At 61.1% G+C, this 18,031-nt stretch carries 18 protein-coding genes and 1 tRNA gene; 10 read left to right on the forward strand and 9 right to left on the reverse strand.

The window, feature by feature from the left end; all coding sequences use genetic code 11:
* Nucleotides 1-824, forward strand: an 824-nt coding sequence (locus tag QZL63_RS03870; RefSeq protein WP_369677299.1) for a TonB-dependent receptor domain-containing protein, incomplete at its 5' end; no start/stop codon positions are given.
* A gap of 21 nt (nt 825-845) precedes the next feature.
* The gene (locus QZL63_RS03875) at nt 846-2,897 is read left to right on the forward strand and encodes a choice-of-anchor J domain-containing protein (RefSeq protein WP_022308019.1); all 2,052 of its coding nucleotides are present in this window, start codon (nt 846-848) and stop codon (nt 2,895-2,897) included.
* A gap of 163 nt (nt 2,898-3,060) precedes the next feature.
* Here QZL63_RS03875 and QZL63_RS03880 read toward each other — a convergent pair whose 3' ends face one another.
* A complete protein-coding gene (locus QZL63_RS03880; protein ID WP_022308020.1) occupies nt 3,061-3,648 on the reverse strand; it encodes an HAD family hydrolase in 588 nt (195 codons plus the stop codon).
* Between the two features lie 226 nt (nt 3,649-3,874).
* Entirely contained in the window at nt 3,875-6,091 is a 2,217-nt protein-coding gene (locus tag QZL63_RS03885; RefSeq protein WP_022308021.1) for a sodium-translocating pyrophosphatase, read from the reverse strand.
* Between the two features lie 155 nt (nt 6,092-6,246).
* Here QZL63_RS03885 and QZL63_RS03890 point away from each other — a divergent pair, with 155 nt between their 5' ends.
* On the forward strand, nt 6,247-7,428 hold the full coding sequence (locus QZL63_RS03890; RefSeq protein ID WP_022308022.1) for a DUF418 domain-containing protein: 1,182 nt from the start codon (nt 6,247-6,249) through the stop codon (nt 7,426-7,428).
* A gap of 141 nt (nt 7,429-7,569) precedes the next feature.
* Nucleotides 7,570-7,647 (forward strand) — tRNA-Pro (locus tag QZL63_RS03895).
* 138 nt (nt 7,648-7,785) lie between these two features.
* Here QZL63_RS03895 and QZL63_RS03900 read toward each other — a convergent pair.
* The 4 genes from QZL63_RS03900 to QZL63_RS03915 all read right to left on the reverse strand — a co-directional run bounded on the left by QZL63_RS03900 (nt 7,786) and on the right by QZL63_RS03915 (nt 11,172).
* Complete coding sequence (locus QZL63_RS03900; RefSeq protein WP_290585940.1) at nt 7,786-8,928, reverse strand: hypothetical protein; 1,143 nt, start codon at nt 8,926-8,928, stop codon at nt 7,786-7,788.
* Between the two features lie 350 nt (nt 8,929-9,278).
* The gene (locus tag QZL63_RS03905; RefSeq protein WP_290585942.1) at nt 9,279-9,575 is read right to left on the reverse strand and encodes a hypothetical protein; all 297 of its coding nucleotides are present in this window, start codon (nt 9,573-9,575) and stop codon (nt 9,279-9,281) included.
* Nucleotides 9,576-9,682: 107 nt separating this feature from the next.
* Nucleotides 9,683-10,105, reverse strand: coding sequence for a hypothetical protein (locus tag QZL63_RS03910; RefSeq protein WP_022308025.1), 423 nt, complete (start codon nt 10,103-10,105; stop codon nt 9,683-9,685).
* A gap of 269 nt (nt 10,106-10,374) precedes the next feature.
* Nucleotides 10,375-11,172: a hypothetical protein gene (locus QZL63_RS03915; protein ID WP_290585943.1), complete on the reverse strand. Its 798-nt coding sequence runs from the start codon at nt 11,170-11,172 to the stop codon at nt 10,375-10,377.
* A gap of 474 nt (nt 11,173-11,646) precedes the next feature.
* Between QZL63_RS03915 and QZL63_RS03920 the strand changes: the two genes are divergently transcribed.
* On the forward strand, nt 11,647-12,069 hold the full coding sequence (locus QZL63_RS03920; RefSeq protein WP_290585946.1) for a hypothetical protein: 423 nt from the start codon (nt 11,647-11,649) through the stop codon (nt 12,067-12,069).
* A gap of 252 nt (nt 12,070-12,321) precedes the next feature.
* On the opposite strand, the gene QZL63_RS03925 is transcribed toward QZL63_RS03920, so the two are convergent.
* Both QZL63_RS03925 and QZL63_RS03930 read right to left on the reverse strand, forming a co-directional pair.
* Nucleotides 12,322-13,395, reverse strand: a complete 1,074-nt coding sequence (locus QZL63_RS03925) for a TIGR04133 family radical SAM/SPASM protein (RefSeq protein WP_022308027.1) — start codon at nt 13,393-13,395, stop codon at nt 12,322-12,324.
* Nucleotides 13,396-13,398: 3 nt separating this feature from the next.
* Entirely contained in the window at nt 13,399-13,755 is a 357-nt protein-coding gene (locus tag QZL63_RS03930; protein WP_022308028.1) for a hypothetical protein, read from the reverse strand.
* A 132-nt stretch (nt 13,756-13,887) separates the two neighbouring features.
* Between QZL63_RS03930 and QZL63_RS03935 the strand changes: the two genes are divergently transcribed.
* Nucleotides 13,888-14,088 (forward strand): cold-shock protein, encoded by a 201-nt coding sequence (locus QZL63_RS03935; protein WP_022308029.1) that lies wholly within the window; start codon nt 13,888-13,890, stop codon nt 14,086-14,088.
* Between the two features lie 140 nt (nt 14,089-14,228).
* The gene (locus tag QZL63_RS03940; protein WP_022308030.1) at nt 14,229-15,464 is read left to right on the forward strand and encodes a 6-phosphofructokinase; all 1,236 of its coding nucleotides are present in this window, start codon (nt 14,229-14,231) and stop codon (nt 15,462-15,464) included.
* A gap of 154 nt (nt 15,465-15,618) precedes the next feature.
* Here QZL63_RS03940 and QZL63_RS03945 read toward each other — a convergent pair whose 3' ends face one another.
* On the reverse strand, nt 15,619-16,158 hold the full coding sequence (locus tag QZL63_RS03945) for an SLOG family protein (RefSeq protein ID WP_022308031.1): 540 nt from the start codon (nt 16,156-16,158) through the stop codon (nt 15,619-15,621).
* Nucleotides 16,159-16,226: 68 nt separating this feature from the next.
* Between QZL63_RS03945 and QZL63_RS03950 the strand changes: the two genes are divergently transcribed.
* The 3 genes from QZL63_RS03950 to glpA form a co-directional block, all read left to right on the forward strand.
* Entirely contained in the window at nt 16,227-16,457 is a 231-nt protein-coding gene (locus QZL63_RS03950; RefSeq protein ID WP_022308032.1) for a YtxH domain-containing protein, read from the forward strand.
* Nucleotides 16,458-16,460: 3 nt separating this feature from the next.
* Nucleotides 16,461-16,814 (forward strand): hypothetical protein, encoded by a 354-nt coding sequence (locus tag QZL63_RS03955; RefSeq protein ID WP_022308033.1) that lies wholly within the window; start codon nt 16,461-16,463, stop codon nt 16,812-16,814.
* A 459-nt stretch (nt 16,815-17,273) separates the two neighbouring features.
* Nucleotides 17,274-18,031, forward strand: a 758-nt coding sequence (glpA, locus tag QZL63_RS03960; RefSeq protein ID WP_290585949.1) for an anaerobic glycerol-3-phosphate dehydrogenase subunit A, incomplete at its 3' end; no start/stop codon positions are given.

The raw sequence follows: 18,031 nt of genomic DNA on the forward strand, positions 1-18,031 counted from the left end.
GCGCATTCCTGCAGAGCACCACGAGCAACGTGACCAACCCCGACCCGCTCAACGAGCGTGTCTTCTCGGCCGAACTCGGATACGGCTTCCGCTCGGGTATCTTCACCGCCAACCTCAACGCCTACTACACGCTCTGGATGGACAAGTCGTTCGTCCGCTCGACGCAGATGTCCAACGGCGACTACGCCCGCATCAACCTGGGCGGCGTGGATGCCCGCCACATGGGTATCGAGCTCGACTTCTCGCTGCGTCCGACCCGCTGGATGGACATCACCGGCATGCTCTCGCTCGGCAACTGGATCTGGGACAGCAACACGAAGGGTTACATCTACGACTCGCAGGGCCAGCCGATGACCGCCGCACTCGACGGAACGGTGGCTTCGGGCATCATGGCCGACGACCACGCCTGGCTCTTCCTCAAGCAGAAGGGCATCAAGGTCGGCGGATCGGCACAGACCACCGGCGCCATCGGCATGACGGTGCGCCCGATGAAGGGCCTGCGCGTCAGCGCCGACTGGAACGCCTACGGCAACAACTACGCCGACTTCTGGCTCGGCTCGGGCCTGAACGGCAACCAGACCATCGAGGTCAAGGATCCGTGGCGCATTCCGTGGGGGCATCAGCTCGACCTCTCGGCCAGCTACCGCTTCAAGATCGGCAACATCTTCGCCACGATCTACGGCAACGTGAACAACGTCTACAACTACAACTACATCATGGATGCGCAGAGCGACGCTCTCCAGGAGGGTATCTGGCAGAACGCCTACGCCGTCATGTACTCGTTCGGACGCACCTACACCGTAAGAGTGAAAATCAACTTCTAACCATACTCCGGAATATTCGACATGAACAAGCATATCAAACTCGCACTGATCTTCGCAGCCGCCGCACTCGCCGGTACGGGCTGCACGGTCGATGACTACAACGACGCCTATCTGGACGGCTTCGACTCCGATCAGGAGGTGACCGACATCCAGACGGTGAGCTACACGCTCACCGATGCGGACTACTCCTCGGTGGCCAACAACGCCGCGAACAAGGCGATCGCCGAGGCGGCAGGTCCGGAGGCCGTCGAGGCCCTGGCAGCCGTCGGCACGGCCAAATGCTTCTCCGAGGCGGCTCCCGCCGAGACCTACCTGCCGGCATTCGTATCGGCGGGCTACAACTCCTACCTGTCGAACGGTTCGACGGTGACGGTGACCTACCGCAAGGCCACGGCACAGGCTGAGGAGATCGTCAAGCTCACGGCGGCCGAAACCTACACGGTGACGGGCGAAAACTACAAGTCGGTATGGGGCGAGACCCCGGCCAACTACTTCACCCCCTCCAAGCCGCTCGAGGGCTATGCCGACAAGTTCCTCTCGGCTGCCTACCCCGACGCTGCGGAGGGTACGGTGAAGCTCGTGTCCTACAACTACTCCGATTCGGAGCCCAGCACGGGTGGCGAGTCGGCGGCAACGAGCATCGACGAGTCGTTTGCCGGCGGACTGAACGCCGGGCAGATCGTCAAGGGTGAGAGCAGCTCGACCTGGACGCTCGATTCGTACAACGGAGTCAATTCGGCCAAAGTGTCGGCCTTCAAGACCGAAGGGGCACAGGATCTGTGGCTGATCTCCGAAAAGGTGAACCTCTCGGCGAGCGAACAGCCGCAGCTGGCCTTCGACGTGAAGATCTCCTACTGGACGCATGACGGGCTGCAGGTGCTGGTTTCGACCGACTACAACGGCGTGACGCCCGAGGAGGCCACGTGGACCGACCTGACGCACTGCTTCGCATTCGACGGTTCGACGGCCGGCAAGTGGTACACGGCAGGCATCTGCGACATGAGCGCCTACAAGAGCGATGCGGTCTACATCGCCTTCCGCTACCAGGGCAACGGTGCCGAGAAGCGCACGACGACCTACCAGGTGGACAACGTGAAGGTGGCCAGCATCTCGCGTAACGCCGCATCGGCGGCCTCGACGCTCGCGGCCATGACCCGTGCGGCGATGGTCAAGGAGCGTTACGCCGCCTACACCTTCAACGGCACCAACTGGGAGCCGACGCCCGACACGGCCGTCATCAACCCCGAGGACTACGAGGCCATGGGCAGCTCGCACCCGAACTTCAGCTCGTCGTTCTCGCCCGACGTCTACCTGCCCGTCTACCTCAAGCTCAAGTACCCCTACGCACAGCCCGAGGAGACGAAGGACATCGCCTACCAGTACTATGAGGACAACGTGACGAGCCCGCGTGCCGACCGCTACGCATTCGACGGTTCGCAGTGGACCAAGGTCGAGGCCTACGAGACGCTCGAAGGCCCGTTCAAGAAGGTGGACGGCAAGTGGAGCTTCAACCCCAGCCTGACGATCGTCGTGGCGCCCGACAAGAGCGAGCTGAGCAAGAGCATCTACCAGGCCGGCGTAGACTGGGTGATCGCCAACAAGGACCCGATGTACCGCTACGACAACCGCAGCGACTCGTACATGACCGACTCGGAGTACTACAGCGGCTGCGCCGTGGGTTACACGAACCTCAACTGGCGCATCAACACGCTGCCCAAGTACTATTGGGGACCGGCCGGCGAGGACATCTCGGCCTACGAAAACTGGGCTTCGGACGACAAGGAGGCCGCACGCGCATCCTATGCGGCATTCTATGCCGAGACGGAGAAGCGCTTCGGCGAGGTGATGTCCGGTGCGCTGGGTACGCTCTACCCCAACGTCAAGATGATCGACGGCATCGATGTCATCTACACGCTCGAGTTCATGCTCTACACGCAGCACATCGGTTCGAGCACGGGCAAGGTGACCCACGCATTCGAGTTCAAGCTCGTGGCCGACGGCAAGTTCGAGTACGTGCGGATGTACGCCCTCGCACCGGAGTTCGAGCTCATGCGCGACGAGAACTTCAAGTAGCGGAGCCCGCACTGCAAAACGGAAAGGCCGCCCGAGTGATCGGGCGGCCTTTCTGTTTTCAGACGGATGGGCAAAAGTACGACGGGCGCGGGCTGAAGAAGCCGATGGGGCCGGATCCGGCGACAGCCGACCCGGCCTTGGGCCCGGCGATGCGGACGGATGGTCAGAGCAGCATCTGCCTGAGGGCCGCGCAGGAAGAGGCCGGGTCGTGGGCATCGAAGAGGAAGCCCCCGATACCCAACGTTCGGGCCGTGTCGATGTTGGCCGGGCGGTCGTCGATGAAGAGCGTCTCGGAAGGGAGGAGTCCGTAACGGTCGAGCAGGATCTCATAGATCCGCGGCTCGGGCTTGACACAAAGCTCCTCGCACGACACGACCTCACCGTCGAAAAGCCCGTAGACGGGGAAACGGCGCAGGTAGTCGATGAACTCGCGCGACATGTTCGAGAGCACGTAGAGGCGGTAGCCGGCCTCCTTCAGGTCGCGGACGAGCTCTTCGGTCGGCGCAACGGGCTCCTGCAGGTCGATGGCCCGCTGGAGCACGGCCGCGCAGGTCTCGCGCGAACGGCCGGTCATTCCGACCAGAGTGTCGGTAACCTCCCCGAGGGTCGAGGTACCCCGGTCGTACTCCTCCCAGAAACGGGGCATCTTCGGGGCCCGGAGGAAGCTGAAGAATTCGATGATCTCCGGATCGCACTTGCGTTTGTCGCGGGCGAAGAGCACTCCGCCCAGATCGAATACGATGTTTTTCATGGTTGCAAAGATAGTGCATGCGGCCGGGATTTACAAATACGGGGGCCCGACGGCCGCTCGCAGGGAGCACCGGGGAGGGGAAGAACGGCCGGCCCGGGCGGGAACGAATCCCGTCCGGGCCGGATGCCGGAAAAGAAGGCGGTGCACCCTGCCGGGTCTGCCGGAAAGGGCTGTCACCGGGAAAGGGCTGCCGCCATACGGGCCGCCACACAGGGCTGCGCCGGAATCAGAAGAGGTGGAAGGCGACCGTGAGCCCCGCCATGACGATGGAGACCATCGACATGAGCTTGATGAGGATGTTGAGCGACGGGCCCGAGGTATCCTTAAAGGGGTCGCCCACCGTGTCGCCGACGACCGTGGCCTTGTGGCACTCGGAGCCCTTGCCGCCGAAGTGGCCCTCCTCGACCATCTTCTTGGCGTTGTCCCAGGCACCGCCGGCATTTGCCATGAAGACCGCCAGCACGAAGCCCGAACCGAGGCCGCCGACCAGCAGGCCCATGACGCCCGCCACGCCGAAGACGAGGCCGACAACCACCGGCACGATGATGGCCAGCAGACTCGGGAAGAGCATCTCACGCTGCGCCCCGCGCGTCGAGATGGCCACGCAGCGCGCATAGTCGGGCGTACCCTCGCCCGTGAGGATTCCCTTGATCTCGCGGAACTGGCGCCGCACCTCCTGCACCATGCTCTCGGCCGCGCGCCCCACGGCGTTCATCGTCAGGCCGCAGAAGAGGAACGACATCATCGCGCCGATGAAGACGCCGACGAGCACCGTGGGGTTCATCAGCGAGACGTTGTAGTAGGACATGAAGTCGAGGATCGAGGCCTGCTCGACCAGGCACTTCGTCCCGTCGGTGAAGAGCAGTTCGGTAACGCCGTTGTGCAGCAGGCCGATGCGGATCTCCTCGACGTAGGAGGCCAGCAGCGCCAGCGCCGTGAGGGCCGCCGAACCGATGGCGAAGCCCTTGCCCGTGGCAGCCGTCGTGTTGCCCAGCGCGTCAAGGGCGTCGGTACGCTTGCGCACCTCGGGCCCCAGGCCGCTCATCTCGGCGTTGCCGCCGGCGTTGTCGGCGATGGGCCCGTAGGCGTCGGTGGCCAGCGTGATGCCCAGTGTCGAGAGCATGCCCACGGCGGCGATGCCGATGCCGTAGAGGCCCTGCGAGAGGTTCTGCGGCGTCATCATGTGGTGGATGTCGAAGCCGATGGCGCAAAGGTAGGCCAGGATGATGGCCACGCCGATCGTCACGACGGGGATGGCCGTGGAGATCATTCCCGAGCCGACGCCGGCAATAATGACCGTCGCGGGGCCGGTCTTCGAGCTGCCGGCGATCTTCTGCGTCGGACGGTAGGAGTGCGAGGTGTAGTACTCGGTGGCCTGTCCGATCACGACGCCGGCCACGAGGCCCGTGATGACCGAGAAGGAGAGACCCACCCAGTTCTCGATGCCCAGCAGATAGAGGATGCCGAAGGTGGCCAGGGCGATCAGCAGCGAGCTGAAATTGACGCCCACGCCCAGCGAGCGGAGCAGCTCGCGCATCGTGGCCCCCTCCTTCGTGCGCACGAGGAAGATGCCGATGATCGAGAGCAGGATGCCCACGGCGGCGATCAGCATCGGGGCCAGCACGGCCTTGAGCTGCAGGGCCTCGCTGCCGGCCGAGGCGAAGGCTGCGGCGCCGAGCGCCGCGGTGGCCAGCACCGAACCGCAGTAGCTCTCGTAGAGGTCGGCGCCCATGCCGGCCACGTCACCCACGTTATCACCCACGTTGTCGGCAATCGTCGCCGGATTGCGCGGGTCGTCCTCGGGGATGCCGGCCTCGACCTTGCCCACCAGGTCGGCGCCCACGTCGGCAGCCTTCGTGTAGATGCCGCCGCCGACACGGGCGAAGAGGGCCTGCGTCGAGGCTCCCATGCCGAAGGTCAGCATCGTCGTGGTGATGACGACCAGCTTCTGCGGTCCGGCCACATCGGTGAAGTGGTCGAGGATCAGGTACCAGAACGAGATATCGAGCAGGCCGAGGCCCACGACGACCAGTCCCATGACGGCGCCGCTGCGGAAGGCGACCTTCAGGCCGCGGTCGAGCGACTGGCGCGCCGCATGGGCCGTGCGGGCCGAGGCGTAGGTTGCAGTCTTCATGCCGAAGAAACCCGCAAGCCCCGAGAAGAACCCGCCCGTCAGGAAGGCGAAGGGCACCCACGGGTTCTGCACGCCGGCACCGTAGGCCAGGTAGGCGAACAGAAGCGCCAGGGCGACGAAGACGATCGTGACGACCTTGTACTGCTGGCGCAGATAGGCCATCGCCCCCTTGCGGACATGTGCCGCGATCTCACGCATGCGCTCCGTGCCCTCGTCCTCACGCTTCATCCGCGTGTAGAAGATCCACGCCACGGCCAATGCGACGACCGAGGCGGCGGGCACGATCCAGAAAATCAAAGGTGTGTTCATTGCGGTAGTGGATAATTAGGATTGGTATGGATTGAGAACAAATATAACATTTTTTTCGACTTCCCGGTCGGCCGAAGCGCCGGAAAACACGTTTTTTTCGTACTTTTGTCTCCAGACCCGGCACGCCGGAAAACTCCCGAAACCATCCGCATGAAATGAACCCGCAACTAACCGCAAAACAACCCCGCGTCGAGGTGGTCGATGCCTTGCGCGGCTTTGCCGTCATGGCGATTCTGCTGGTCCACAGCGTCGAGCACTTCAACTTCTACATCTACCCCACCGACCAGCCCGACTGGCTCGCCTGGTTGGACCGCAGCGTTTTCTGCGGTGTCTTCGCCCTGATGGCCGGCAAATCCTACGCCATCTTCGCCCTGCTCTTCGGGTTCACGTTCTACGTGCAATGGAGCAACCAGCGGCGGCAGGGACGCGACTTCGGGTACCGATTCCTCTGGCGGCTGCTTCTGCTCGTGGGCTTCGCATCGCTCAACTCGGTATTCTTCATGGCTGGCGACGTGCTGCTGCTCTTCGCCGCCGTAGGCATCATTCTCTTCCTGGTGCGCAACTGCAGCGACAAGGTGGTGCTGGGGCTGGCTGTACTCTTCCTGCTGCAGCCCGTCGAGTGGTTCCACTACGCGGCCGGGGCCATCGACCCCGCCTACCGGGCCCCCGATCTGGGCGTGGGCGCACTCTTCGGCGAGGCGATCGCATACACGCAACAGGGAGATTTCCTCCATTTCGTGCGCAACAACCTCCTGACGGGACAAAAGGCCAGCCTCTTCTGGGCCATCGACGCCGGGCGCTACATCCAGACGGCCGGACTCTTCCTCCTGGGCTTCTACTTCGGCCGCCGGCAGCTCTTCCTGGGCGGCGAGCGCAACATGCGGCGGTGGTTCGCGCTGCTCGTCGCCAGCGCCGTGCTCTACGCCCCGCTCAACCAGCTCTCGGAGCTGGTAGCCGGCGACAGCGCCCTGCAACCCACGCTGGGGACCGTGCTCGACATGTGGCAGAAACTCGCCTTCACGTTCGTGCTCGTCTCGTCGTTCGTGCTGCTCTACCACCGTTTCGAAGGGTTCCGCCGCCGGGTGGCCGACCTGCGTACCTACGGACGGATGAGCCTGTCGAACTACATCGGGCAGTCGATCCTCGGCGCACTGGTCTACTATCCGTTCGGGCTGGGGCTGGCGACCCGCTGCGGACAGACGGTCAGCCTGCTCATCGGCATCGCGATGCTCGTGCTGCAGATCGCCTGCTGCAAATGGTGGCTCAAGCGGCACAGACAGGGACCGCTGGAGTGGATCTGGCACAAATGGACCTGGATCGGGAGTTCGGCGAAGTGATGCCGGGAAGGACGGTGTCGCCGGAAGTATCGCCCGAAAAGGGGCGAAATGATATTTTTTTCCGAAAATATTTGGTGCTTTCGGATTTTAGGCTTATCTTTGTGCGCTCTTAAAACGATAAGGGCACCAAAAAACAAAGTTCGGGGTGTAGCGCAGTCCGGTTAGCGCGCCAGCTTCGGGAGTTGGAGGTCGCTGGTTCGAATCCAGTCTCCCCGACCAGGTCGGAAACGACGGAAACCTTTGCTTCGGCAAAGGTTTTTTTTATTTTACCCGCAACCGGGAGAGCCGACCACCCTGCCGCGGCAAAAGGGCCGGAACGGAAGACCCCGCATCCGGTACGAACCGGACACGGGAAGATCAGAGCAGGATCTTCAGATCCTCCGCATCATAGAGGGCAGGCAGGCGGCGGTTGTCCACCAGAATCGTCGGCGTACGCACGATGCGGATCCTCCGGCAGTAGTTCAGCTGGGCCGACAGGTCGTTGCCGGCCAGCGGATGGATCGGCGTCGCGGGTACCCGGCCCCGCCCGTACCACGCCGCAAGGAGCCGGAAGGTCTCGCCCCACTCGCTGGTGATGCCCGACGAGATCAACCGCAGCGCCACATCGTAGGCCCTCCTGTCGCCGTCGTCCACGACAAAGATCAGGTCGATCCGCACCCCTTTCAACTTGCCGATCACGTCGCAGATCCGGGCACAATCCGGACAGGAGGGATTCAGCACGACGGTCACCGTATGCTCGGCCTCGGCGTAGTTGCTCACCGGAGCGGCCGTGACACTGTCCACCTCCTCCTCCGCTTCGCGGCCGAGCAGCTGCCAGAACAGATCCGGAATACCCAGCAGCTGTTCGCGGAGATTCCGCAGCCGGACGATCTCCGCATCCCGGTCCACACGGCCGAGAAAACGCCGGGCCAGCAGGATCGCCACGGCAAAAGCAACCACAAGCCCGATGCATCCGACTCCGGTCACAAGCGACCGCGCCGCACCGCACATCCCGGTGAGGGCGGGCAAAAGACAGGAGGCCGCCAGACAGATTACAGACACGGCCAGCCACCAGCCCCACGTCCGATCGACGAACGCCAGCAGCTGGCGGACAAGATAACCCGGACGCAGCCTCCCGGCCGGAGCCTCGCCACGGTCGATCGTCAGCACGGAACCGTCCCATGCGCTCCGAAAGCGGTCGAACGTCTCATCGATCAGCCGGTTGTCGGCCGTACGGAGGCGCACCGTACGGGTTTCGGGATCGAGACGCTCGACGAGTTGGAACGGATACTCGGCATTGCCCGACACGACCAGAAACGGCCCGTCGAGTTCGGAAAGTTGGTCGAACTCCAGGCGGCAGATCATGTTCGGGATGCACAGCTCATCGAGCGTATCGCTGAGCGAACGAATGCTGTGCGGCAGCGGATGCCGGTCGTAAACCGCGCGAAGGCGCAGCAGATCGATCCGGATTCCGGCACGGCGGAGGAAATAATGCAGAAAGGAGGGCATCGGATTTTCCATGGTTGAATAAAAAGAGCTTGGGGTTTAAAGAGAGATTCAACAAAACAGGATGAGCCGTATTGCCGGATGCAGCCGCACACCTCGCCGCACGGAGCAGGAGCCGGGCCGGATGCGATGCGCATCCTCCGACCGACTGTCCGGCACGAGAAATGGCCGACGCACGATACGCCGGCCATCGGGATCCGCCGGATCGGGCCGGAGCCCGACCGGAGTCCGTTCCCGGGAATCACTTGCCGCAGGCGTTGCGTTGTGCGCGGTCCTCCCCGGGTTGCAGGAGCCGCGCCCTGCGTAAGCAATACGGACCGGGGCGTACTCGACGTCCCGGTCCACGACAACCGGACAGTCCGTCTCTACCGGATGCGGTCCATGAGTATCGGCACCGGTTCCCGGAAGGGATATTTCAAACGTCGTGCGACGATGCGACGCTGCACGGAGGCCGAATCGGAGACCGTGAGGTCATCGGCCTGATAACGGTGAAACATGCTTCCGGGAAGGAGGAACGAGATGGTCGCCCCCCTGGGGACCGTCATTTCGATCTCCCCCGCTTCGTTGCCGACCTGCAGGATCGGGGTTCCGGAGACCCGGGCTATCGGATAGGCAATCGGCGCATCGGATTCATTGCGTACCGATATACGGGCTTTGCACAAAAGGCTTCGTGGAGGAGTATCCCATATTCCGACAGCGATCCGACAGGCTGAACAGATGGCAATGCCGCACAGAATCCCTACCAAGAGATATCCTCCACGGGCCATATTTACAAAATGGTTCCTACGCCTTCGTAATCGGGGCCGACGATACGGATCGAGTAGGAGTTATCGGTCGTGAGCACAACGGGGAGACATACCGAAGGTTCGGTGTCGGTGTTGCAGCTGCGCGTGGCGATGCTTGCGCCCGATGCATCGGTAACGTCGATCGTGACCGTTCCCAGCAGATAATCGGGATTGAAGTAGAACTCCAGGCCCGAACCGGGAACATAGTAGACATCGACCGTCGCACCTCCGCTGCGAGCCTGACCTCGTCTAACAGGGGACATTAAATCTCGGATAACAATATCCTGCATCGACATTTCCTTTTTCTCCTCGTCCTTGGTCCCGCCGTCGGACTCCTGTTTCGGGGCAACATAGGCGACGGATACCGTCGCTACGGTGGCCAGCAAAGTCAGAATGAATTTCTTCATGTGTGTTTTGGGTTAATTGGTTTGAACAGACCCAAAAGTAGCACGACAAAACGCACCGGACAACGCAAACGCCCGGACGGGATATCATACACACCAGAAATACATACTGAAAACCAGATATTTACAAACACACTTTATCATACCTGCGATCGGACGCCGTTCAAAGGGCTGGAGCACAGCCTATTCTGGTATGATGAAAAATAGTGCATTCAATGACATGCATGTCCTCGCCGAATAAGGGTTCGGCACCCCTTGCGGCACACGGCCGATCACTCCTCCTTCGGGGCCAGTTCGGCAAGGAGCTCGGCGATGAAGCTCTCGAGCGTCCGCTCGGGCGGAAGCCCCAGCTTCTTGCGCAGGCGGCTCCGCTTGTTGTAGAACGAACCGATATCCTCGTAATTATAGAGGTAGCAAATGCCGTGCTGCGAAAAGCCGAAGCAGAGCAGACAGCAAAGGTCGAGGTCCTGCTTGCGCAGCTCCGGATAGTGGGCCTTGAGGTAATCGACCACGCCGAAGTACTTGCGATTGACCACGTACTGCAGGTCGGACAGCGCATGCTTCGACTTGACGTTTACGGTCATGTAGTCGCAGAAGGATTTCATGAACAATGCGGGTTTCATCGTCTCGGCCTTGTCCACCCAGTTGCGCAGGACGACCATACGCTCCTCAAGTGCGTCGAAGAGCTGCCGCTCCTGCTCGTCGTCCGTATCCACGCGGTCGCCCACCGTTCCCAGCTGCTCCTGCAGTTCGCGGCAGGCCCGGCCCAGTGACTCCTTTTCGGCTTCGGCCTCGCGCATCTTCAGGGCCGCATTCTCGCGCCATTTGCGCAGGTAGAGCAGACCGGCGACCAGCAGCGACAACGAGAAAAGGAGCACCAGGCCGGTAATGATCCGCTGCTGGTCGTTGTGCTGTTTGAGGTTCTCATAGGACTGGTTCAGGATTCGGTTGCGGTATTTCTGCTCGAGTTCCAACACCAATGCCTCCTCTTTTTCCTGATTGATGGAGTCCATCACAGCGATATACTGCTTCACATAACGGTAGGCTTCAGGATAGTTTCCCCGCGCCATTTCTATCCGTTCCAATAAAGAATAGCAACCGGCGATCTTATGTGCATTAAAAGCCTGTCTATTTCGAAGTATAATCTCACCACACAACCGAGCCGAATCCAATTCATTTGCTTTCAGATAAATTCCTTGCCACAATCCCATTGACTGAATTGGAATTCTTCCATTATTATATATCGTGTAATAATGACGTAAATCTCGCTTAATGCTTGATAAATCAATTCCTGTATTAAGCTTAGTTTCTATTATTATATCTTCATATAAGGGCAATATTTTATCAGTTGCATTTAATTCCTTATAAATCTCAATTGCTTTATTATAAACGATTTCCATCTGCTCATTATCTCCCTTCAAACTATACACCGTTCCAACTCCAATATAAGCCAACGCTTCATTGTAAGGTGATTGAGCACGATGAAAAAAGGAAGCTGCTTGCTGATCTCGCTGTAAAGCTTCATCGAGATCGTACTGCTCAAAATGCAAATTTCCGACAGCATTGTTGATCAATCCCAACAGATAATAGTCGTCGGTGCCGGAAGCGGCATCCTCGGCAAGGGAGTAGGAACGGATGGCGGCATCGAAATTCCCGGCGTTGGAGAAGACCCGGCCCTGATAGTAGTGGGCCATCGCCCGTTCGTGCTTCGTGCCGTGACGGTCGTAATAGTTCACGGCGACAGCCGTCAGCGAATCGCTGGTCACATCCACGTAGTTCTTGTCCAGCGCCTGCGAATAGAGCAGCGCATAGCGGGCCTCGGAGGCCGACGAGTAGATCTTGCGCCGGTCGATATGCCGGATGATGCTCAACGCATCCTCGGGATGCTCGTTCATCAGGCTCTCGGCATTGTGCAGGAACGAATCGATATCGCCGCTCTGCCGACGGCACGAAGGGAACAACAATAACGCCAAAAGAGCGGTATATAAGACTTTCATACTCCGTTTTGTTTGCACAAATGTAAAAATAATTTCCGGTTCGGGGCGGATCACAAGGCCTCCGGGGCGCGAAAATCGCACAAGGAGCCTGCAAAAAAACGGAGTCCGGACAAAAGAGAAGCGGCCACAGGACACAAAAGGCGGCAGCCGGGCCGGGAAGCCGGGGCCGAGGGCAGAAGAGGGGCCGCCGGAGAGCACGGCAGCCGGAAAGGAGGCAGCGGCTCAAAGCCGCTTGTAATGGCAATAAAAGAGTTCGCCGTCGTCGCCGTGGAGATGCATCCCGCCGCCGAGGCAATATTTGAACATCCGGCACGAGGCGCACTCCCCGCGCCGCGCCCACTCCCGGTTGCGGAACGGAAGAAAACGGTTCTCCCACACCTCCCAGAAACGGTCGCGGTAGATGTTGCCCTGGTGGAAATTCGCACGGATCGACGTGCAGCCCGAGATCGCCCCATCGACCCGCACGGAGGCCACCGAGACCCCGGCGGCACACTGGTAGAAGTGGTCGCGGACCTCGGCCTCATAGCCGCCCAGGAAGCCCTCGCAGGCGTAGCTCACGTCGATGCGCCCCTCGCGCCGCATGCGGCGGATGTAGTCGAGCACCGCGCGGAACTGGGCGTCGGAGAGTGTCAGCGAGGCATCGTCACGCGCCCGGCCGGCCGGAAAAATCGTGAAGATCCGCCAGTGGCGCACTCCCTCGGCGATGAGCATTTCGCCGAAAGCCTCGAGCTGCGGCACGAGTTCCCGCGTCACGCAGGTCACCACGTCGCTCGTGAGCTGCGGTTCGCGCAGCACGAGCCGCAGGGCCTGCAACGCACGGTCGTAGCTCTGCGGATGGCGGCGGAGCCAATTGTGCTCGCGTTCGAATCCGTCGAGGCTGACCGACACCGAGCGCAGGCCGGCCCGCAGCAACGACTCGAGCCGTGCGGGCGTCAGGGCCATGCCGTTGGTGACCATTCCCCACGCATAGCCGCGCCGCGTAATCTCGGCACCCGCCCGCTCGAGGTCCTCGCGCACGAGCACCTCGCCTCCCGAGACGATGATCAGCACATCGGCCGGATCGACATGCGGGGTAACCTCCTCGTCGAGCACGCGCAGGAAATCCTCGACCGGCATGTCCGGCACACCGGGATCGACGCGGCAGTCGCTGCCGCAGTGGCGGCACGAGAGGTTGCACCGCAGCGTACACTCCCAGAAGAGCGTATCGAGACGGTGTTCGCGCACCTTGGCGGCATAAAGGTCGGAGAAGAGATCGAGGGCCAGGCGTTTGCGCAGCCCGATGCGGCGGCCGGACATCGCCTACCGCTGCTGTGCGGCGTCGGACGACGCCGGGGGGTCGGGATCGGGCGCCGCGGGCTGTCCTGCCGGAGTCTGCGGTTTGATGCCGAGCGTATCGGCCCGCACGGGGTCCTCGACGAAAGGATAGGCCGGAGTCCGCACGCCATACATCAGCACGAGCCGCGACGGGACCTTCCGCTCCGTCGTATCGGCCGCCGGTTCGGCCGCAGCTTCCGATGTTGCGGATGCCGCAGCGGCTTCGGAGGTTTCGCCCCGTTTGTCGGCGGACCCGCGGCGCGCCTCCTTAACCGAGGAACAGGCCGTCGAAAAGCCCAGAAGGGCCAGCAGCGCGAGTTTCAGACGTTTGCTCAGAATCATGGCGATCGGAATTTTCTTACGGGAACAAATATACGAATTTTTTCCGCACGACAAAAAAAAGGCCTAAAAAGTTTTGAAAACCAAGGTTTTTTGCATTACTTTGTAGAACGTATTATTTTAATTTCTTGATTTATGACAGGTAAAGTGAAATGGTTCGATAGCAAGAAAGGCTACGGATTCATTACGGCCGAGAACGGCAGGGAGATTTTCGTGCACTTCTCGGGAATCGCAAAGGAGGGCTTCAAGTCGCTCAACGAGGGTCAGACGGTTTCGTTCGAGATCGGCGAAGGCGCCAAGGGCGAGCAGGCCGTCAATGTCACCGTGGTCGAGTAATCCATATCAATCGGAAAACCCCCAAAGGGCTCCCGCTCGCCGGGAGTCCTCTTTTTTTTGCCCGTTTGAAAAATAAGTCGTAATTTTGGGCGGCTGAAACCGAAAAATCCGAGTCAATACTCATAAACAGATCAAAAACCATGAAAGAAGCAATCGCAATTCTCACCGGCGGCGGACCGGCCCCCGGCATGAACACCGTGGTGGGCAGCGTCGCCAAGACGTTCCTCCGCAAGGGATACCGCGTAATCGGCCTCCACGAAGGCTACACGGGCCTGTTCAACCCCTCGCCCCGCACCGTGGACATCGACTACCCGATGGCCGACGGCATCTTCAACCAGGGCGGTTCGTTCCTGCAGATGAGCCGTTTCAAGCCTACCGACGCCGATTTCGAGAACAACTTCAACCTCAAGTTCTTCACCGACAACAACGTCAAGCTGCTCGTGACGGTCGGCGGCGATGACACCGCTTCGACGGCAAACCGCATCGCCAAGTTCCTCGAGGCCAAGAAATACCCCATCGCCAACATCCACGTTCCGAAGACCATCGACAACGACCTGCCGCTGCCGAAGGGCACGCCGACGTTCGGTTACGAGTCGGCCAAGGACAAGGGTGCCGTCATCGCCCGCGCCGTCTATGTAGACGCACGCACGAGCGGCAACTGGTTCGTGCTGGCTGCCATGGGCCGCTCGGCCGGCCACCTGGCATTCGGCATCGGCGAGGCCTGCCACTACCCGATGATCGTCATCCCCGAGATGTTCGACAAGACGGAGATCACCGTCGAGAAGATCGTGAACCTCGTGATCTCGTCGATCATCAAGCGCAAGATCATGGGCATGGACTACGGCGCAGCGGTCATCTCGGAGGGCGTATTCCACGCACTCTCGGACGAGGAGATCCGCAAGAGCGGCGTACACTTCACCTACGACGAGCACGGACACCCCGAGCTGGGCAAGGTGTCGAAGGCCCACATCTTCAACGAGATGATCGAGAAGAAGCTCAAGACGCTCGGCATCAAGGTAAAGAGCCGTCCCGTCGAGCTGGGTTACGAGATCCGCTGCCAGACCCCGATCGCATACGACCTGACCTACTGCTCGGAGCTCGGCATCGGCGTACACAAGCTCTTCGCCGAGGGCAAGACCGGCTGCATGGTCTATGTCGATTCGGAGGGCAACGTTTCGCCGCTCTACCTGAAGGACCTGCAGGATCCCGCAACGGGCAAGATTCCGCCCCGTCTGGTGGACATCAAGTCAGACAAGTTCACGTCGGTGGTCGAGAACATCCTCAACGCCATCACGCCCGAGGACTACGAGGCTGCGAAGAAGTACGTCGCCAACCCCGAGGAGTACGACTTCCACAAGATCCTCAACTGGAAATAAGGTCCCCGAAGGACCCGCAGAGAGACCCCGGAAGCTCGGAGCTTCCGGGGTTTTTCATGCTCCGAAGGAGCGGAGGAAGGACCGGGAGGAAACAGAGAAGGGACGGGGACGGGCATGGGAACCCGGAAGCGAAAGGACGGCAAGGCCGGCCGTTTCAGAAGAGGCGGGGATCTACCGGCCGGACGCTGAGCTGCACGTCGGGATGGAGGTTGATCAGCTCGCGTCCGCCGCGCAGCGCCTCCCGCACGGTGTACTGCGTGCCGCCCGGCGATCCGTCGTACCAGGCCACGACGAGCGAGGCACGGGCCACCAGATGGCGGTTGCGCACGGCATAACAGCCGGGATGATACCCTTCTGCCAGGAACTCGACCGCATCGGCCCCTGCCACGATCCGCTCCCAGCGCGTACGGTCCGCACTCCGGAAGCGGCACTCCTGCCCGCGGAACGGCACAACGGCCACCAGCCGCACATCCGGATGCCGCACGCGCAACGCCGCGACAGCCTCGGCAGCCGCCAGATCGAAGCCCACAGCCATGCCGCTCAGGAACGTGCGGAAGCCGCGGCCGTAGAGCTGCTCGAGCAGCCGCCCGAGCAGAGCGTCGGCCTGACCGCAATAGGTGCGGTGGCCGGTGAAGGCCGCCGTGCGGGAGGCTGCCGCAGGATCGGAGCTCATGGAGGACATCTCGGGGATCATGCGCCAAAGATACGCCTTTGGCCCGGACTTTGCAACTTCCCGGGTGTCACAAAAAAAACAACCGAACCATGAAAAACACAGGTATTGTCATCGCATCGCTCGTGGGCGGCATGATCCTAGGGTCGGCCCTCACGATGCTGCTCACGCCCCAGTCGGGCCCGGAGCTGCGCCGCCAGATCAAGGACTTCGTAGACGAGGAGATCAACCGCGCGAAGCAGAAGGCCGCCAGGGCGCAGGAGAAGGTACAGGAGAAGATGCAGGAGGAGATCGACGAACTCCGGGCCAAAAGCGCGAAGTAGGCCGTGCGGACCGACGACCGAGACGCACTCCGCACGCCGGACGGGTCGTTCCTCGTCGCGCTGGTCGCCTTCGTACTGATCGCGGCAACGGGGCTCATGCTCTTCCTCACGGCATTCGTCCTCTGGATGTACGCCCTCACCGGATCACTCATCGCCGGTGTGCTGATCGCGGGCGGATGCTGCACGCTCCTTGCCGCAACGATCTACGGATGGCTGCTCCGCCCGCACCTCTGCCGCATGCAGGAGCAGATCGAAACGGTCTACGAGGTGGCCCGGGCCGCACGCAGCGGCTACGAATGGGTGCTCGGCAAGGTGGCGTCCCTGCTCCGCCCAAGTGAAAGGAGCCACGAGACATGATACCGGGAAGCGGGATCACCTCCCGAACGACAACGGGCCGGTAAAAAATCCCGCCCCGCCTTACCTATCTTCCCCCCATACCGACACGACAGGACAGGAGCTCTCCCGCAAGGGAGGGCTCCTACCTATATTTATAGTCCACCCTCATATCAGACTCCATGCACATTTCGTTTCGATCCGTCGAAAGTCCTATCCCCAACATCATATTTCGAAACAAAACTACAACATCGGCAAAAAATTTCGATTAAATCCCAAAAAAGTCATTTTACATTTCATTTTTAACAAAAGTTTATTAGCTTTGTAATACATATTACAAAATAAAGGGTGAAAAACAGACGCAAATCGTGTTTCATAAGGGTTGCAGCAACTTTTGAATGAAACAACACAATTTTGAAACAACACAAAAAACGGCATCCTGAAATTATAAATCGGTCACCAACAGCCAAGGAAACAGAAAGTATGGAAGCAAAGGAACAACGCGAATACGACGTCATCGTCATCGGAGGCGGAGCGACTGGTGCAGGAACGGCCCGCGATTGCGCCCTGCGCGGATTGCGGGTGCTGCTGGTCGAGCGGTTCGACTTCGCTTCGGGAGCCACCGGCCGCAACCACGGGCTGTTGCACAGCGGGGCGCGCTACGCAGTGACCGACAGGGAGTCGGCCGCAGAGTGCATCCGCGAGAACATGATCCTGCGCCGGATTGCACGCCACTGCGTGGAGCCGACCGACGGTCTGTTCATCACCCTGCCCGAAGATGACCTGAACTACCAGGCAACCTTCGTCCGGGCGTGCCGCGAGGCGGGAATCGGGGCCGAAATCATCGACCCCGCACTGGCCAGACGAATGGAACCGTCGGTAAACCCGGCGATCATCGGTGCGGTCCGCGTACCGGACGGGGCCGTGGATCCCTTCCGCCTGACGCTGGCCAACGTCATCGATGCCCAGGCACACGGCGCCCGGATCCTCACCTACCACGAAGTGCTCGGACTCATCCGCGAACAGGGCCGCGTGACCGGCATCCGCGTCCTGGACCGCAAAAGCGGGACGAAGCACGAATACCGCGCCCCGCTGACGGTCAATGCCGGAGGCATCTGGGGCCACGGAATCGCCCGCATGGCCGACATAACGATCAACATGTTCCCGGCCAAGGGGTCGCTGCTGATCTTCGGGCATCGCGTGAACCGCATCGTCCTGAACCGTTGCCGCAAGCCGGCCAA

It is taken from the genome of Alistipes sp. CAG:268 (assembly GCA_000434235.1).
Lineage (GTDB): Bacteria > Bacteroidota > Bacteroidia > Bacteroidales > Rikenellaceae > Alistipes > Alistipes avistercoris.

What these genes read in the sequence shown, in the direction of transcription:
- QZL63_RS03940 (WP_022308030.1), top strand. Translation starts at nt 14,229, where the DNA reads ATGAAAGAAGCAATCGCAATTCTCACCGGCGGCGGACCGGCCCCCGGC.
- QZL63_RS03900 (WP_290585940.1), bottom strand. Translation starts at nt 8,928, where the DNA reads ATGGAAAATCCGATGCCCTCCTTTCTGCATTATTTCCTCCGCCGTGCC.
- QZL63_RS03935 (WP_022308029.1), top strand. Translation starts at nt 13,888, where the DNA reads ATGACAGGTAAAGTGAAATGGTTCGATAGCAAGAAAGGCTACGGATTC.
- QZL63_RS03950 (WP_022308032.1), top strand. Translation starts at nt 16,227, where the DNA reads ATGAAAAACACAGGTATTGTCATCGCATCGCTCGTGGGCGGCATGATC.
- QZL63_RS03890 (WP_022308022.1), top strand. Translation starts at nt 6,247, where the DNA reads ATGAACCCGCAACTAACCGCAAAACAACCCCGCGTCGAGGTGGTCGAT.
- QZL63_RS03875 (WP_022308019.1), top strand. Translation starts at nt 846, where the DNA reads ATGAACAAGCATATCAAACTCGCACTGATCTTCGCAGCCGCCGCACTC.
- QZL63_RS03885 (WP_022308021.1), bottom strand. Translation starts at nt 6,091, where the DNA reads ATGAACACACCTTTGATTTTCTGGATCGTGCCCGCCGCCTCGGTCGTC.
- QZL63_RS03920 (WP_290585946.1), top strand. Translation starts at nt 11,647, where the DNA reads ATGCAAATTTCCGACAGCATTGTTGATCAATCCCAACAGATAATAGTC.
- QZL63_RS03925 (WP_022308027.1), bottom strand. Translation starts at nt 13,395, where the DNA reads ATGTCCGGCCGCCGCATCGGGCTGCGCAAACGCCTGGCCCTCGATCTC.
- QZL63_RS03945 (WP_022308031.1), bottom strand. Translation starts at nt 16,158, where the DNA reads ATGATCCCCGAGATGTCCTCCATGAGCTCCGATCCTGCGGCAGCCTCC.
- QZL63_RS03915 (WP_290585943.1), bottom strand. Translation starts at nt 11,172, where the DNA reads ATGGCGCGGGGAAACTATCCTGAAGCCTACCGTTATGTGAAGCAGTAT.
- QZL63_RS03930 (WP_022308028.1), bottom strand. Translation starts at nt 13,755, where the DNA reads ATGATTCTGAGCAAACGTCTGAAACTCGCGCTGCTGGCCCTTCTGGGC.
- QZL63_RS03910 (WP_022308025.1), bottom strand. Translation starts at nt 10,105, where the DNA reads ATGAAGAAATTCATTCTGACTTTGCTGGCCACCGTAGCGACGGTATCC.
- QZL63_RS03880 (WP_022308020.1), bottom strand. Translation starts at nt 3,648, where the DNA reads ATGAAAAACATCGTATTCGATCTGGGCGGAGTGCTCTTCGCCCGCGAC.